The organism is Aureimonas sp. Leaf454 (assembly GCF_001424685.1).
GTDB lineage: Bacteria > Pseudomonadota > Alphaproteobacteria > Rhizobiales > Rhizobiaceae > Plantimonas.
The window spans coordinates 49,288-64,135 of sequence record NZ_LMQT01000019.1 but is presented as its reverse complement, the minus strand read 5'-3'; the positions used below and the strand labels follow the sequence as shown (position 1 = coordinate 64,135).

The 14,848-nt window shown below is 65.1% G+C and carries 13 protein-coding genes; 11 read left to right on the top strand and 2 right to left on the bottom strand.

The window, feature by feature from the left end; translation table 11 throughout:
- Positions 1-11: 11 nt before the first annotated feature.
- From ASG43_RS11780 to ASG43_RS11755, 6 genes are all read left to right on the top strand, one after another.
- A complete protein-coding gene (locus tag ASG43_RS11780) occupies positions 12-1,457 on the top strand; it encodes a pyruvate dehydrogenase complex dihydrolipoamide acetyltransferase (protein ID WP_056504925.1) in 1,446 nt (481 codons plus the stop codon).
- A 10-nt stretch (positions 1,458-1,467) separates the two neighbouring features.
- Positions 1,468-2,112, top strand: coding sequence for an SGNH/GDSL hydrolase family protein (locus ASG43_RS11775; RefSeq protein WP_056504922.1), 645 nt, complete (start codon positions 1,468-1,470; stop codon positions 2,110-2,112).
- 36 nt (positions 2,113-2,148) lie between these two features.
- Entirely contained in the window at positions 2,149-3,603 is a 1,455-nt protein-coding gene (gene lpdA, locus ASG43_RS11770) for a dihydrolipoyl dehydrogenase (protein ID WP_056504919.1), read from the top strand.
- A 236-nt stretch (positions 3,604-3,839) separates the two neighbouring features.
- The gene (locus ASG43_RS11765; protein WP_056504918.1) at positions 3,840-4,106 is read left to right on the top strand and encodes a GlsB/YeaQ/YmgE family stress response membrane protein; all 267 of its coding nucleotides are present in this window, start codon (positions 3,840-3,842) and stop codon (positions 4,104-4,106) included.
- A 49-nt stretch (positions 4,107-4,155) separates the two neighbouring features.
- Positions 4,156-5,127 carry a lipoyl synthase gene (gene lipA, locus ASG43_RS11760; protein WP_056504915.1) on the top strand — a complete coding sequence of 324 codons (972 nt, stop codon included), beginning with the start codon at positions 4,156-4,158 and terminating at the stop codon, positions 5,125-5,127.
- Between the two features lie 12 nt (positions 5,128-5,139).
- Positions 5,140-5,607, top strand: coding sequence for a type II toxin-antitoxin system RatA family toxin (locus ASG43_RS11755; RefSeq protein WP_056504912.1), 468 nt, complete (start codon positions 5,140-5,142; stop codon positions 5,605-5,607).
- On the opposite strand, the gene ASG43_RS11750 is transcribed toward ASG43_RS11755, so the two are convergent.
- Both ASG43_RS11750 and ASG43_RS11745 read right to left on the bottom strand, forming a co-directional pair.
- Positions 5,577-6,077, bottom strand: coding sequence for a CinA family protein (locus ASG43_RS11750; protein ID WP_056504909.1), 501 nt, complete (start codon positions 6,075-6,077; stop codon positions 5,577-5,579). The two genes, ASG43_RS11755 and ASG43_RS11750, sit on opposite strands and share 31 nt — an antisense overlap.
- Positions 6,074-7,267 (bottom strand): bifunctional 2-C-methyl-D-erythritol 4-phosphate cytidylyltransferase/2-C-methyl-D-erythritol 2,4-cyclodiphosphate synthase, encoded by a 1,194-nt coding sequence (locus ASG43_RS11745; RefSeq protein ID WP_056504905.1) that lies wholly within the window; start codon positions 7,265-7,267, stop codon positions 6,074-6,076. Before ASG43_RS11745 ends, ASG43_RS11750 begins: the two co-directional genes overlap by 4 nt.
- Positions 7,268-7,447: 180 nt before the next feature.
- Between ASG43_RS11745 and dusB the strand changes: the two genes are divergently transcribed.
- The 5 genes from dusB (at position 7,448) to ASG43_RS11720 (ending at position 14,727) form a co-directional block, all read left to right on the top strand.
- Positions 7,448-8,461: a tRNA dihydrouridine synthase DusB gene (gene dusB, locus ASG43_RS11740; protein ID WP_056504902.1), complete on the top strand. Its 1,014-nt coding sequence runs from the start codon at positions 7,448-7,450 to the stop codon at positions 8,459-8,461.
- Between the two features lies 1 nt (position 8,462).
- Positions 8,463-9,602, top strand: a complete 1,140-nt coding sequence (locus tag ASG43_RS11735) for a nitrogen regulation protein NR(II) (protein WP_056504899.1) — start codon at positions 8,463-8,465, stop codon at positions 9,600-9,602.
- A gap of 12 nt (positions 9,603-9,614) precedes the next feature.
- A complete protein-coding gene (ntrC, locus tag ASG43_RS11730) occupies positions 9,615-11,060 on the top strand; it encodes a nitrogen regulation protein NR(I) (RefSeq protein ID WP_056504897.1) in 1,446 nt (481 codons plus the stop codon).
- Between the two features lie 86 nt (positions 11,061-11,146).
- Positions 11,147-13,363: a PAS domain-containing sensor histidine kinase gene (locus ASG43_RS11725; protein WP_056504895.1), complete on the top strand. Its 2,217-nt coding sequence runs from the start codon at positions 11,147-11,149 to the stop codon at positions 13,361-13,363.
- Positions 13,363-14,727: a sigma-54 dependent transcriptional regulator gene (locus ASG43_RS11720; protein ID WP_056504890.1), complete on the top strand. Its 1,365-nt coding sequence runs from the start codon at positions 13,363-13,365 to the stop codon at positions 14,725-14,727. The genes ASG43_RS11725 and ASG43_RS11720 overlap by 1 nt, the downstream gene beginning before the upstream one ends.
- Positions 14,728-14,848: the final 121 nt, after the last annotated feature.

Genomic DNA, 14,848 nt, shown 5'->3' with positions numbered 1-14,848 from the left:
AGAGCCAGGCCATGCCGATCAACATCACGATGCCGGCGCTCTCTCCGACCATGGAGGAGGGCAACCTCGCCAAGTGGCTCGTCAAAGAGGGTGACAAGGTCTCGTCCGGCGACGTCATTGCGGAGATCGAGACCGACAAGGCCACGATGGAGGTCGAGGCCGTGGACGAAGGCACGATCGCCAAGATCGTCGTTCCTGCCGGGACCGAGGGCGTCAAGGTCAATGCCGTCATCGCCATCCTGGCGGCGGACGGCGAGGATGCTTCGGCGCCGGCCGATGCCGCGCCGAAGGGCGGAGCGATCGCCGGCGACGCCAAGGCCGACAATGCCGTCGTCGGCACGGAGGCCGACGCCAAGGACCCGAACGGCCGCGGCTACGCCAAGCCCGCCGAAACGAGCACCGCTTCGGAAGGTGGCGTCCCACAGCCTTCGGCATCGGACGGACGTTCGACATCGGGAGCCAGCGCGAAATCCGGTGGGCGCATCGTCGCATCGCCGCTCGCGCGTCGCATCGCCAAGGACATCGGACTCGATCTCTCCGCCGTGACCGGTTCCGGGCCGAACGGCCGGATCGTGCGCGCCGACGTCGAAGCGGCTGCCAAGGCGGGACCGGCGATCAAGACGGATGCGGCTTCCAAGCCCGCCGCCGATGCCGCGGTTGCGGCTCCGAAGACGGAGGCGCCGGCTCCCGCGGCGGCGCCGAAGGGCCAGAGCGACGAGCAGGTCCGCAAGCTTTTCGCGGAAGGCTCCTACGAAGCCGTGCCGCACGACGGAATGCGCAAGACGATCGCGCGGCGCCTGCAGGAATCCAAGCAGACCGTCCCGCATTTCTATCTCACGATCGACGTGGAACTCGATGCGCTCCTGGCGCTTCGCTCCCAGTTGAACGCGGCGGCGCCGATGGTGAAGACCGAGAAGGGCGATGCCCCGGCCTACAAGCTGTCCGTCAACGACATGGTGATCAAGGCGATCGCCCTTGCGCTGAAGGCCGTGCCGGAGGCGAACGTTTCCTGGACGGAGACGGCGATGCTGAAGCACAAGCATTCCGACGTCGGCGTCGCCGTTTCGATCGAGGGTGGCCTGATCACCCCGATCATCCGCCGCGCGGAGGAAAAGACGCTGTCCACCATCTCGAACGAGATGAAGGACCTCGCCAAGCGTGCCCGCGCCCGCAAGCTGAAGCCGGACGAGTACAATGGCGGCACGACCGCCGTGTCCAATCTCGGCATGTTCGGCGTCAAGCAGTTCGCCGCGATCGTCAATCCGCCGCATGCCACCATCCTCGCGGTCGGCGCGGGCGAACAGCGCGCGGTGGTGAAGTCCGGTGCGGTGGTTGTAGCGACCGTCATGTCGGTCACGCTTTCGACCGATCACCGGGCCGTCGACGGGGCGCTCGGGGCCGAACTTGCACAGGCGTTCAAGGGCTTCATCGAAAGCCCCATGTCGATGCTGGTCTGAGGAACGGTCCGTGAAGACCATCCTCTGCTACGGCGATTCCCTGACCTGGGGCTACGATGCCGGCTCTGCAGGCCGGCACGCATTCGCGGATCGCTGGCCCTCGCGTCTGGCGGAAGGTCTGGGCGCCGGTCACGTGATCGTCGCCGAAGGTCTGAACGGGCGCACCACGGCCTTCGACGACAACACGTCGGCCTCCGAACGGAACGGAGCCCGGACGCTGCCAATGCTTCTTGGCAGCCACCAGCCCATCGATCTCGTCGTCATCCTGCTCGGGACGAATGATCTGAAGCGGCATACGGGCGGCGGTCGCGCCTTCGAATCGCGGATCGGCATGGAGCGTCTGGTCGAGATCGTGCAGACCTTTCCCTATCACCGGGGGATGTCGGTCCCGAAGATCCTGATCGTCGCGCCGCCCTCCTTCGTCGCAACCGACGATCCCGATTTTACGCTCCTCTTCTCGCATGCCATCGAAGAGTCGCAACGTTTGCCCGCCGCTCTCGCGCTGGTCGCGGAGGAATACGGCTGCGACGTCTTCGACGCTTCGGAAGTCTGCGAAACGACGCCGCTCGACGGCGTCCATCTCGATGCCGAAAACACGCGACGCCTCGGCGATGCGCTGGTCGAGCCCGTCGGGGCGATTCTGGCGCGCGACTGAAGACGCGATCCGTTCCACCCATCAAGGACCCAAGCGATGGCCGATCCCTATGACATCCTGATCATCGGCGGCGGACCTGGCGGCTATGTCGCGGCCATCCGCGCCGCGCAGCTCGGCTTCCGCACCGCTGTGGTGGAGCGCGAGCATCTCGGCGGCATCTGCCTCAACTGGGGTTGCATTCCGACCAAGGCGCTGCTGCGATCGGCCGAGATCTTCCACTATGCCGAACATGCTTCGAACTACGGCCTGACGATCCAGAAGCCGAGCTTCGACATGGCCGCCGTCGTCAAGCGCTCGCGTGGCGTATCCGCGCAGCTGAATGGCGGCGTCGCCTATCTCATGAAGAAGAACAAGATCGACGTGATCTGGGGCGAGGCCCGGATCGAGACGGCCGGGAAGGGCGGTCCCGTCGTCGTCTCCGTCGGCAAGATGAAGAAGCCGGTCGTCGAGCCGCAGAACCCGGTACCCAAGGGCGTCCTCGGCGAAGGCACCTATCAAGCCAAGCACGTCATCGTCGCCACGGGCGCGCGCCCGCGGGTCCTGCCGGGAATCGAGCCCGACGGCGATCGGATCTGGACCTATTTCGAGGCGATGAAGCCGGTCGCCATGCCCAAATCCCTGATCGTCATGGGATCGGGTGCCATCGGCATCGAGTTCGCCAGCTTCTATCGCACGATGGGCGCCGACGTGACCGTTGTCGAACTCCTGCCGCAGATCATGCCGGTGGAGGACGCCGAGATCGCCGCCGTCGCCCGCAAGCAGTTCGAGAAGCAGGGCTTGAAGATCCTCACCGACGCGAAGGTCGCCAAGGTGACCAAGACCTCGGACGGCGTCTCGGTCGTCGTCGAGACGAAGGACGGCAAGTCCGAGACCCTGTCGGCCGAACGCCTGATCTCGGCCGTCGGCGTGCAGGGCAACACCGAGAACCTCAATCTGGAAGGTGTCGGTGTCGCCATCGAGCGCGGCACGATCAAGATCGACGGCGTGGGCCGGACCAACGTGGAGGGCATCTATGCCATCGGCGACGTCGCGGGAGCGCCCATGCTGGCGCACAAGGCCGAGCACGAGGGAACGATCTGCGTCGAAGCCATCAAGGGACTTCATCCCCATCCCATGAAGAAGACGGAGATCCCCGGCTGCACCTATTGTCAGCCGCAGGTCGCCAGCGTCGGCCTCACCGAGGCCAAGGCCAAGGAGAACGGACGCGAGGTCAGAGTCGGGCGCTTCAAGTTCCAGGGCAACGGCAAGGCCATCGCACTCGGCGAACCCGAAGGCCTCGTGAAGACCGTTTTCGACGCAAAGACGGGCGAACTCCTGGGCGCGCACATGGTCGGAGCCGAGGTCACCGAACTGATCCAAGGCTTCGTGATCGCCATGGGCCTCGAGACGACGGAGGAGGATCTGATGCACACCTGCTTCCCCCATCCGACCCTGTCGGAGATGATGCACGAGAGCGTTCTCGACGCTTACGGGCGCGTCATCCACATGTAGACGCAGCCGAGACGTCGACAGTCTCGTCGAAGGCACGGAGCGGTCCTTCCCTGGAAGGAACGTTCGGTGCCTTCTGCGTTTGGGGCTTGCGGTCCGCGTCTTCCGAGGCAGTCGCGCGACGAGCTTCGGAAAAGTTCCGCCGCCAACGCGAAAATTATAATTGTGGCGACATCTTGCCGCTCGCCTGCCGTGCCCAATTTCGTCGAGGGACGAAATTGTCTTGTCAGGAGAGTAACATGGATACCAACGGCGTAGGCTGGATCGGCGCAATCATCATCGGCGGTCTTGCAGGCTTCTTGGCCGAGCAGTTCATGCGGAGCAACATGGGGCTCCTGATGAACATCATCCTCGGGATCATCGGGGCCGTCGTCCTCAATGCCATCTTCGCGGCCCTCGGCTTCAGCTTCGGCGTGGGCTGGATTCCATACCTCATCACCGGCTTCATCGGTGCTTGCCTGTTGATCGCGGTGGCTCGGCTTTTCCAGGGCCGAACCGTTCGGTAATCCACGCCCCGTGATGGACAGGATCAAGCGCGCCCCCTAGATTGGGAGCATGGTTACGATCCTCGATAAGCGGACTGCAGCCGGGGCCGAACCCCGGCTGCGTCATCCGGAAAAAGCCAACCGACCGGACTCCGTCTCCGCACCGAAACCGGATTGGATCCGCGTGAAGGCGCCGGTCTCGAAGGGCTACTTCGAGACGCGCGAGATCGTGAAATCGAACAATCTCGTCACGGTCTGCGAAGAGGCGGGTTGTCCCAACATCGGCGGATGCTGGGAAAAGAAGCACGCGACCTTCATGATCATGGGCGGCATCTGCACGCGGGCCTGCGCCTTCTGCAACGTCGCGACCGGAAAGCCGCATGCGTTGAATGCGGACGAGCCGTTGAGCGTGGGTCGTGCCGTCGCATCGATGGGTTTGAACCACGTCGTCATCACGTCGGTGGACCGCGACGATCTGCCGGACGGCGGGGCCGAGCATTTCGCCGAAACCATCCGAGCCATCCGCGCTGCGGCGCCTGGCACGACGATCGAGATCCTCACGCCGGACTTCCTGCGCAAGCCGGGCGCTCTGGAGGTGGTGGTCGCGGCCAAGCCCGACGTCTTCAACCACAATCTCGAGACCGTCCCCTCCAATTATCTGACGGTGCGTCCCGGCGCGCGCTACTTCCACTCCATCCGCCTGTTGCAGCGTGTGAAGGAACTCGATCCGACGATGTTCACCAAGTCCGGCATCATGGTCGGGCTGGGTGAGGAGCGCAACGAAGTCCTTCAGTTGATGGACGATCTGCGCACCGCCGAGGTCGACTTCATCACGATCGGCCAGTATCTCCAGCCGACGAAGAAGCATCACGCCGTCATCCGTTTCATCACGCCGGACGAATTCAAGTCCTACGAGACCGTCGCCTATTCGAAGGGCTTTCTCGTGGTGGCTTCGAGCCCTTTGACGCGCTCCTCGCACCATGCGGGCGAGGATTTCGAGCGCCTGAAGCAGGCGCGTCTCGAACGCCCGGCGGCAGCCTGAGACCATCGCGACATGCCGAAATTCCAGACCACCCGCAGTGTCCGGCACGCGCCGGATCAAATGTTCGATCTCGTGGCCGACGTGGAGAAATATCCGGAATTCCTGCCCTTGTGCCAGCGGCTCGAAGTTCGCTCCAGCCGCGAGCGGGACGGCAAGACCTTGCTCGTCGCGGACATGACGGTTGCCTACAAGATGGTGCGAGAGACCTTCACCTCGCAGGTCCTCCTCAACCGCGAGGCGCGCCAGATCGATGTGAAGTACGTGGACGGACCCTTCCGTTATCTCGACAACCGCTGGACCTTCGAGCCACGCGGCGACGGCGGGTGCGAGGTCGGCTTCGACATCGACTACGAGTTCAAGAGCCGCACGCTCGGTCTCCTCATGGGATCGATGTTCGACTACGCCTTCCGCCGCTTCGCGACGGCTTTCGAGACGCGTGCGGACGCCATCTATGGGCCGGACACGGTCGCTCTGCGCTGATCGCACCAGTCGGCCAGCATTTGAATCGCAACGGTGACGGTCCGCGTGCGGACCTCGCCTCGGCCAAGATCTCCGAAACGCCGGCATTCATGGCGCGTACCCTCCGCAGAGGCGAGCGCGAAGTGAACGAGTCCGACCGGTTTTTCCGCCGAGCCGCCGCCCGGACCCGCGATGCCCGTCACCGCGATCACGGCATCGGCATCCGATCGCGCCCGGCCGCCCTCGGCCATCGCCCGCGCGACCGCTTCCGATACGGCCCCGACCGAAGAGAGGAGCTCGGACGACACGCCGACGAGGCGGGTCTTGGCGGCGTTGGAATAGGTGACGAAGCCCATTTCGAACACCGCCGACGAGCCGGCGATGTCGGTGATGGCCCCGGCGATCAGCCCGCCGGTGCAACTCTCCACGGTCGCAACCCGCAGGCCGGCCGCTTGGAGGTCCGCGACGAGCCGTTCGGCCGCGGTGTTCATGCGCCGTCCCCGTAGACGACGCTCGCCGTCGCGATCGCGGCGATCCCCTCGCGCCGACCGACGAAGCCGATGGTCTCGTTGGTGGTCGCCTTCACGGAAACCCTTGTAAGATCGAGGCCCGTCATCGTTGCGATCGCCTGCCGCATCGCTTCGCGATGGGGGGCGATCTTCGGCGCCTCGCAGATCAGCGTGATGTCGGCATTCATGATCCGGCCGCCGGCTGCCGCCACGATCTCGACGGCGCGGCGCACGAAGATCGCGGAGGGAGCCCCCCGCCACTGCATGTCGCTCGGCGGAAAGTGATCGCCGATATCACCTGCGCCGCACGTCGCCAACAGAGCGTCGGTCAAGGCGTGCAATCCGACATCGGCATCGGAATGCCCGGATAGCGCCTGATCATGGGCGATGCGGACGCCGCAGAGCGTGACGTGATCGCCCGTGACGAGTTGGTGGACGTCGTAGCCATTGCCGGTGCGCACATCGATCATGGGCAAACCCTTCCTGTCGGCGGCCCGTGCGCGGACGAAGTCCGCCGCGAGCGTCAGCTTCACATTGTCGGACGAACCCGCGACCAAGGTCACGGGAAGTCCGCTCCATTCCGCGATCGAGGCGTCGTCGGTAAAATCGCCTTTGCCCTCGTTCAGGGCCCTGCGATGCGCGTCGAGAATGGGACCAAAGGGAAATCCTTGTGGCGTCTGCGCGCAGAAGAGCCCGGACCTCGGCAGCGTCGCCGTGACGAGGCCATCGACTTCGGCGCGCTTCAGCGTGTCCGTCTGAGCCGTCGCGGGGAGGGCGCCTCCGCCGGTCCGGCGAACGCACTCGACCACGCGTCGGATCGTGTCGGGATCGACAAAGGGGCGGGCGGCATCATGGATGAGGACGATGTCCGGAGCGTCCGCCGCCAGAGCCTCGAGACCGAGGCGAACCGAGTCCTGACGCGTCGCGCCCCCGTGAACCGTCGAAGGAAGCGGCGCGACCGTCCGCATGGCCTCTTCGAAAAGGGCACCGTCGTCCCGGTGGATCGCGATAAGGATGTGCGTCAGGCCCGCTGACTGAAAGGCCCGGACGGTCTTTGCGAGGACGGGATCGCCACCGATTCGGCGGTACTGCTTCGGCCCGTCCCCGGGATCGCCGGCGCGTTCTCCACGCCCGGCGGCCACGATCAGGACGGCAATCGATCCCGTCGACATTGCATTGCACCCTTGTCCCCATGATTTGCGAGATCTGGACCACAACAGCGCCTGCTTCTCAAGCGGACATGCTTGTCATTTGGGCAGCTCTCGGTAAATTGGACCGCGATGACGAAAGATTCGACAGACCTCGAGTTTGCCCAAGCGCTAGGCGGATTGGGGCAGAGTGGGACCGAGACGATGAGCGTCGGCGGTGTCATGCTGGACAACCGCGTGCTTCTGGCCCCGCTCTCCGGCATCTCCGACGTGCCGTTCCGCCGCCTGGCGCGGAGTTTCGGTGCCGGACTGGTCGTTTCCGAAATGGTGGCGAGCGCCGAATTCGTCGCCGGCGATCGGGAAAGCGCGCTGCGGGCCATGCGGGACGGCGAGGGTCCCCATGTCGTGCAATTGGCCGGGCGTGATCCCCACTGGATGAAGGCGGCTGCATCGAAGCTGGTCGATCTCGGGGCCGACATCATCGACATCAACATGGGTTGCCCCGCCAAGAAGGTGGTGGGCGGCCTGTCGGGCTCTGCCCTGATGCGCGAGCCGGATCTCGCGCTGTCGATCGTCGAGGCGACCGTCGCGGGAGCGGGCTGCGTTCCGGTCACCCTGAAGATGCGGCTCGGTTGGGACGGGACCAGCCTCAACGCCGCCGACATCGCGGTGCGCGCGGAGGCGGCAGGCGTTCGGATGATCACCGTCCATGGTCGCACCCGCTGCCAGTTCTACGAAGGCCGCGCCGACTGGTCGGCCATCGCCGCGGTGAAGGCGGCGGCGTCGATTCCCGTTGTCGCGAACGGCGATCTGACCGCCGCGGCGGATCGCGAACCGATGCTGCGCCGAAGCGGCGCGGATGCCGTCATGATCGGCCGTGGCGCCTGCGGTCGCCCCTGGTTTCCCGGCCGGATCGCAGGCTCGGCGAAGGCGGAGGGTCTCGACCGCATCGGTTATGCCGATCTCGTCGTCGAACATTACGAGGCGATGATCGAGCATTACGGGCTTCGGACCGGTCCGAGACACGCTCGAAAGCATCTCGGCTGGTATATCGACGGCTTCCGCGCGGCCACCGGCACGTCGCCGTCGACGGACCGCGACCGCATCATGACGGGGACCGACCCCGCCCTCGTCATCGGCACGCTTCGTCGTCTCTTCGGCGGGCTGAGCGTCGCCGACGTCGAGCAGACGCCACCGCTCCTCCATCAGGCGGCCTGACATGAACGCTTTCGACACCGGTGACGAAAAGGGTGGGCTCGCCATTCGCGTGCTGAACGCCCTTCCGCATCCCGTCGTGGTCATCGACCCCAAGGGGTTCTTCGTCTTCGCCAATTCCGATGCCGAACAGTTCTTCTCCGCCGGCTATTCCTATCTCGCCAAGCGGCGACTGAGCGACTTCGTGCCGTCGGACAGCCCTCTGTTCGGTCTCATCGAACAGGTCCGCAAGGAGCGGTCGCGCATCAGCGAGTATCGCGTCGACGTGTCGTCCCCCCGTCTCGGGTCCGACCGGATGGTGGATCTCTACGTGTCCGGCCTTGCCGACCAGCCCGACCACGTCGTGGTTATGATCCAGCTGAGGTCGATCGCCGACAAGATGGACCGGCAATTGACGCACCGTTCCGCGGCCCGGTCCGTGACCGGGCTGGCCGCGATGCTCGCGCACGAGATCCGCAATCCCTTGTCCGGCATCAAGGGCGCGGCGCAGCTGCTGGAGACGAATGCGACGGACGACGACCGCTCCTTGACGCGCCTCATCCAGGAGGAGAGCGACCGGATCGTGAAGCTCGTCGACCGGATGGAGATCTTCTCCGACCAGCGGCCGATCGAGCGCTCCGGGGTCAACATCCACTCGGTTCTCGAGCACGTGAAGACACTGGCGCGAAGCGGCTTTGCGCGGGGCGTCAGGATCAGTGAGATCTACGATCCCTCTCTTCCCCCGGTTTTCGCCAATCGCGATCAGCTGGTTCAGGTGTTCCTGAACCTCGTGAAGAACGCGAGCGAGGCGATCGCCGGGCAGGAAGACGGCGAGATCAAGCTCTCGACGGCGTTCCGTCCCGGCGTCCGCCTGTCCGTGCCGGGGACGAAGCAACGCATGACCCTGCCGCTCGAATTCATCGTCGAGGACAACGGGCCCGGCGTGCCGGAGGACATCCGTCAGCACATCTTCGATCCCTTCGTCACGACCAAGCCCAGCGGATCGGGCCTCGGTCTGGCCCTCGTCGCCAAGATCATCGGGGATCATGGCGGCGTCATCGAATGCGATTCGCAGCCGGGTCACACCGTCTTCCGCGTGCTCATGCCCGCTTGGCGCGAGGGAATGGAGCCGCGCGCCGGCTCCAATGCCTCGCTCGACCGGTAAAGGACTGAACCGATGGCCGCCGCACAAATTCTGGTCGCCGACGACGACGCCGCGATCCGCACCGTCATCTCGCAAGCTCTGATGCGCGCCGGCTACGAGGTCCGCGTGACGTCCAACGTCGCCACCCTCTGGCGCTGGATCTCGGCCGGCGAGGGCGATCTCGTCATCACCGACGTGCTGATGCCGGACGGCAATGCCTTCGACGTCCTTCCCAAGATCAAGAACAGCCGTCCGGAACTCCCGGTCGTCGTGATGAGCGCGCAGAACACGTTCATGACCGCGATCAAGGCGTCGGAGAAGGGGGCCTACGACTACATTCCAAAGCCCTTCGACCTCACGGAGCTCGTCTCGATCGTGCGTCGGGCGCTGGCCGAGCCGAAGGCCCAGGCGCAGAACGCGATCGACGACGGTCAGGACAACATGCCGCTCGTCGGGCGCTCACCCGCGATGCAGGATATCTACCGGGCGCTGGCCCGGATGATGCAAACCGATCTCACCGTCACGATCACCGGAGAATCCGGTACCGGCAAGGAGCTCGTGGCGCGCGCCTTGCACGATTACGGCCGCCGTCGAAAAGGGCCCTTCGTCGCGATCAACATGGCGGCCATCCCCCGCGACCTCATCGAGAGCGAGCTGTTCGGCCATGAGAAGGGCGCCTTCACCGGTGCCCAGAGCCGCTCCAGCGGCCGATTCGAACAGGCCGAGGGCGGCACGCTCTTCCTCGACGAGATCGGCGACATGCCGATGGAGGCCCAGACCCGGCTCCTGCGCGTGCTTCAACAGGGTGAGTACACCGTCGTCGGCGGTCGCACGCCGATCGCGACGGACGTCCGGATCGTGTCGGCGACGAACAAGGACCTCCGCCAGCTGATTGGACGCGGTCTTTTTCGGGAGGACCTCTTCTACCGCCTGAACGTCGTGCCGCTCCGGCTGCCGCCGCTGCGCGAACGGATCGAGGATCTACCCGATCTCGCCCGCCACTTCTTCGCCGAGGTTCAAAAGGAAGGGTTGCCCCGCAAGACGCTGAGCCAGGGCGCGCTCGACGTGATGCGCCGCTACTCTTGGCCGGGCAATGTCCGCGAGCTGGAGAATCTCGTCCGCCGCCTGTCCGCGCTCTACCCACAGGACGAAATTTCCGCCGAACTCGTCGAGCACGAGCTTTCCAACGAATATTCCCGCGTTCTCGACGGCGAACCCGATCACAACCGGCCGATCGATCTCAGCGCGGCCGTCGAGCGATATCTCTCCGAGTATTTCGCATCTTTTTCCGACGACCTGCCGCCGCCCGGGCTGCATGGCCGGATCCTTCGAGAGGTCGAATATCCCCTCATCGCTGCGGCTCTCGCGGCGACGCGGGGCAATCAGGTGAAGGCGGCCGATCTTCTCGGCGTCAACCGCAACACGTTGCGCAAGAAGATCCGTGATCTCGACATATCGGTCGTCCGGTCCATTCGCTAAACTTGGTTTTATTTTCTCATCTCGTTGCATTTTGAACACAAAGCGTTGCAATCTCGCAACGAAGCGATGCCGTTCGAAGTGACTCGATGAGCTTGAACCTGACCTCCTCCGACGCGATGCCGGACCAGATCCTGCGACCCGAACGTCGCAGGTTCATGCTCGTGCCCGGCGTCATCGCGGTCGTCAGTGCCCTGGTGACGGGTGCGGTCTCCTTCGTGGTTCTCATGGGGCTGACCCCGATCGACCCCACGGAGACCGTGGTGACGATCGCGACGGTGGTCAACGGCGCGCTGGTCCTCGTGCTGTGCGGCCTGATCTTCTTCGAGGTGGCGCGCATGGCGCGCGCGCGCCGGCAGGGCAAGGCCGCCTCCCGGCTTCACGTTCGCATCGTCGTCCTCTTCGCCATCGTCGCTGCGCTGCCGGCCCTCCTCGTCGCGGTGGTTGCCGGCATCACGCTCGATCTCGGACTCGATCGCTGGTTCGAGATTCGCACGCGCGCGATCGTCGATTCCTCGGTCAGCGTCGCCCGCGCCTACGTCAACGAGAACGCCCGGAACCTTCAGGGTTCGACCTCGTCCATGGCCTACGATCTCGACTCGCAGCGCCGTCTTTTCGATCTCGACCGCACCGGCTTCGAGCAGCTGGTGACCGAACAGGCGAGGGGGCGGTCTTTGCTGGGCGCGCAGCTCCTGCGGATGGACGGATCGCCGATCATGCGAGCGGACATCGCCGTCGACAAGCCGCTGCCCGCGCCTCCCGAGGATGCGCTGAAGCAGGCCAAAGCCGGCAATCTCGTTTTCATCCCGCCGGGCATCACCAATCTCGTCGGCGCGATCGTCAAGCTGCGGGCGCTCGGCGACATCTATCTCTACACCGTTCGCGTGGTCGATCCCGAAGTGATCTCCGCCCTTCGCCTGATGGAGGAGCGCACGGCGGAATATCGCAGCCTGCAGAACAACCGGATCGGCACGCAGATCGCGTTCGCACTGCTGTATCTCGGCATCACGCTCATCGTGCTCCTGTCGGCGATCTGGACTGGCATCGGCGTGGCCGATCGGCTCGTGCGTCCGATTCGCCTCCTGATCTCGGCTGCCGACGAGGTCAGCGCGGGAAATCTCGCGGTCTCCGTTCCGGTCCGCAACTCCGATGGAGACGTCGGCTCGCTCTCCAACACGTTCAACAACATGATCCGCCAGCTGGCCTCCCAGCGCGGCGAGCTCCTGAGCGCCAAGGACGTCATCGACGAGCGGCGGCGCTTCACCGAGGCGGTGCTTTCGGGGGTCACGGTCGGCGTGATAGGCGTCGAGGGCGACGGGACGATCTCGATGCTGAATCCCTCGGCCGAGCGTATCCTCGCCATCTCCGCGCAGACCGCGGTCGGTCACAATCTACACGATCTCTTCCCGCTGATCGCCGGCATCCACCGCGCCGCCGGCCAGTCGCGACGGGCCGAGTACCAGGAGGAAATCAAGCTGCGCACCCGTGAGCGGGAACGGGTTCTCGCGGTCCGCGTGACCTCGGAGGATGGCGACGACGGCCAGTCCAGCGTCGTCACGATCGACGACATCACCGACCTCGTCGACGCGCAGCGCTCCTCCGCCTGGGCTGACGTCGCCCGGCGCATCGCGCACGAAATCAAGAATCCGCTGACCCCGATCCAGTTGTCGGCCGAGCGCATCCGGCGGCGTTACGGAAAGATGATCGAGGGCGACCGGGAGGTCTTCGACCGCTGTGTCGACACGATCATCCGCCAGGTGTCCGACATCGGTCGGATGGTCGACGAGTTTTCGACCTTCGCGCGGATGCCCAAGCCGAAGATGGAGACGCGGGATCTGCGCGAGGCCCTCAAGGAAGCCGTGTTCATGCGGGAGATGGGCGACCACGGGATTGCCTTCACCGCCGATTTCGGCGACGTCCCGCTCTCCGGCGACTTCGACATCCGCCTCCTCAGCCAGGCCTTCGGCAATCTCGTCAAGAATGCCGTGGAGTCGCTGGAGACGTCCGATGTGGCCGCCCCACGCATCCAGCTGACGGCGCGTCAGGCGGGCACCCATCATCTGGTGGAAATTCTGGACAATGGCCGCGGTTTTCCGAGGGAAGATCGAGATCGGCTTCTGGAGCCCTACATGACGACGCGAGAGAAGGGCACCGGCCTCGGTCTCGCGATCGTCCGCAAGATCATCGAGGAGCATGGCGGTTCGATCGAACTCGACGACGCACCCGGGCAAGCCCAGGGTGCTCTCGTCCGCGTTCGTCTGCCGGCAGTCCCCGATCGCCCGACCCATGAAAGGACTGATGACTGATGGCGTCCGATATCCTGATCGTCGATGACGAAGCCGATATCCGCGAGCTGGTCGCTGGCATCCTGGAGGATGAGGGTCACGAAACGCGCATCGCCGCGAATTCGGACGCCGCGCTCCAGTCGATTGCCGATCGCGTACCCCGTCTCGTGTTCCTCGACATCTGGCTGCAGGGCAGCCGCCTCGACGGGCTCGATCTTCTCGAAGCGATCAAGACCCAGCATCCCGAAGTGCCGGTCGTCATGATCTCCGGTCACGGAAACATCGAGACCGCCGTCTCCGCAATCCGGCGGGGCGCCTACGACTACATCGAGAAACCGTTCAAGGCCGACCGGCTCATCCTCGTCGCCGAGCGGGCGCTGGAGACGTCCAAGCTGAAGCGGGAGGTCTCCGACCTTCGACGCCGTTCGGCCGACTTCGCCGAACTGATCGGTCGTTCGCATCCGATGAACCAGTTGCGCACGACGATCGAGCGCGTCGCTCCGACCAACAGCCGCGTCATGATTCTCGGGCCCTCCGGCTCGGGCAAGGAGATGGTGGCGCGGGCGATCCATGCCGGCTCGGCGCGCGCCAAGGGGCCGTTCGTCGCGCTGAACGCGGCCGCGATCACGCCCGAACGCATGGAGGTCGAGCTGTTCGGCACGGAGACGCCGCCAGGCGTCGAGCGCAAGGTCGGCGCCTTCGAGGAGGCACATGGCGGCGTTCTCTTCCTCGACGAGGTCGGGGACATGCCGCGGGAGACGCAGAACAAGATTCTGCGGGTCCTCACCGAGCAGACCTTCGAGCGGGTGGGCGGCACGAAGCGCGTCAAGGTCGACGTGCGCATCCTGTCCTCGACGGCTCAGAACCTCGAATCCATGATCGTCGATGGCCTGTTCCGCGAGGACCTGTTTCACCGTCTGTCCGTGGTGCCGATCTCGGTGCCGCCCCTGTCGGAGCGCCGCAGCGACATTCCGCTGCTGATCGAAGCCTTCATGAACCAGATCGGCGAGCAGACCGGCATCAAGCCCCGCGAGATCAGCCCCGAGGCCATGGCGGTGCTCCAGTCGAGCGACTGGCCGGGCAACATCCGCCAGCTGCGCAACAATGTCGAACGGCTGATGATCCTGTCGCGCGAGGGGGACGCAGGCGCGCCCATCTCCGCCGACATGTTGCCCCATGAGGTCGGCGACATGTTGCCGAGGACGCCGAGCCAGTCCGACGGACGCATTCTGGCGCTGCCGCTGCGCGACGCCCGCGAGGTGTTCGAGAAGGAATATCTCATGGCGCAGATCAACCGGTTCGGCGGCAACATCTCGCGCACCGCCGAGTTCGTCGGAATGGAACGCTCCGCGCTCCACCGTAAGCTGAAGTCGCTCGGCATCTGACGCGGACGAGCTTTGCCCTAAACGCTCACGGAACATCTGAGGGCCTGTTTCGTTATCGGCGGCCTGCCTCTCCGCTCGGTCGGTAAAAAGACGGAATCAGCGCGGATGAACGGACGCGGAG

What these genes read in the sequence shown, in the direction of transcription:
- ASG43_RS11780 (WP_056504925.1), top strand. Translation starts at nt 12, where the DNA reads ATGCCGATCAACATCACGATGCCGGCGCTCTCTCCGACCATGGAGGAG.
- lpdA (WP_056504919.1), top strand. Translation starts at nt 2,149, where the DNA reads ATGGCCGATCCCTATGACATCCTGATCATCGGCGGCGGACCTGGCGGC.
- ASG43_RS11765 (WP_056504918.1), top strand. Translation starts at nt 3,840, where the DNA reads ATGGATACCAACGGCGTAGGCTGGATCGGCGCAATCATCATCGGCGGT.
- lipA (WP_056504915.1), top strand. Translation starts at nt 4,156, where the DNA reads ATGGTTACGATCCTCGATAAGCGGACTGCAGCCGGGGCCGAACCCCGG.
- ASG43_RS11755 (WP_056504912.1), top strand. Translation starts at nt 5,140, where the DNA reads ATGCCGAAATTCCAGACCACCCGCAGTGTCCGGCACGCGCCGGATCAA.
- ASG43_RS11750 (WP_056504909.1), bottom strand. Translation starts at nt 6,077, where the DNA reads ATGAACACCGCGGCCGAACGGCTCGTCGCGGACCTCCAAGCGGCCGGC.
- ASG43_RS11745 (WP_056504905.1), bottom strand. Translation starts at nt 7,267, where the DNA reads ATGTCGACGGGATCGATTGCCGTCCTGATCGTGGCCGCCGGGCGTGGA.
- dusB (WP_056504902.1), top strand. Translation starts at nt 7,448, where the DNA reads ATGAGCGTCGGCGGTGTCATGCTGGACAACCGCGTGCTTCTGGCCCCG.
- ASG43_RS11735 (WP_056504899.1), top strand. Translation starts at nt 8,463, where the DNA reads ATGAACGCTTTCGACACCGGTGACGAAAAGGGTGGGCTCGCCATTCGC.
- ntrC (WP_056504897.1), top strand. Translation starts at nt 9,615, where the DNA reads ATGGCCGCCGCACAAATTCTGGTCGCCGACGACGACGCCGCGATCCGC.
- ASG43_RS11725 (WP_056504895.1), top strand. Translation starts at nt 11,147, where the DNA reads ATGAGCTTGAACCTGACCTCCTCCGACGCGATGCCGGACCAGATCCTG.
- ASG43_RS11720 (WP_056504890.1), top strand. Translation starts at nt 13,363, where the DNA reads ATGGCGTCCGATATCCTGATCGTCGATGACGAAGCCGATATCCGCGAG.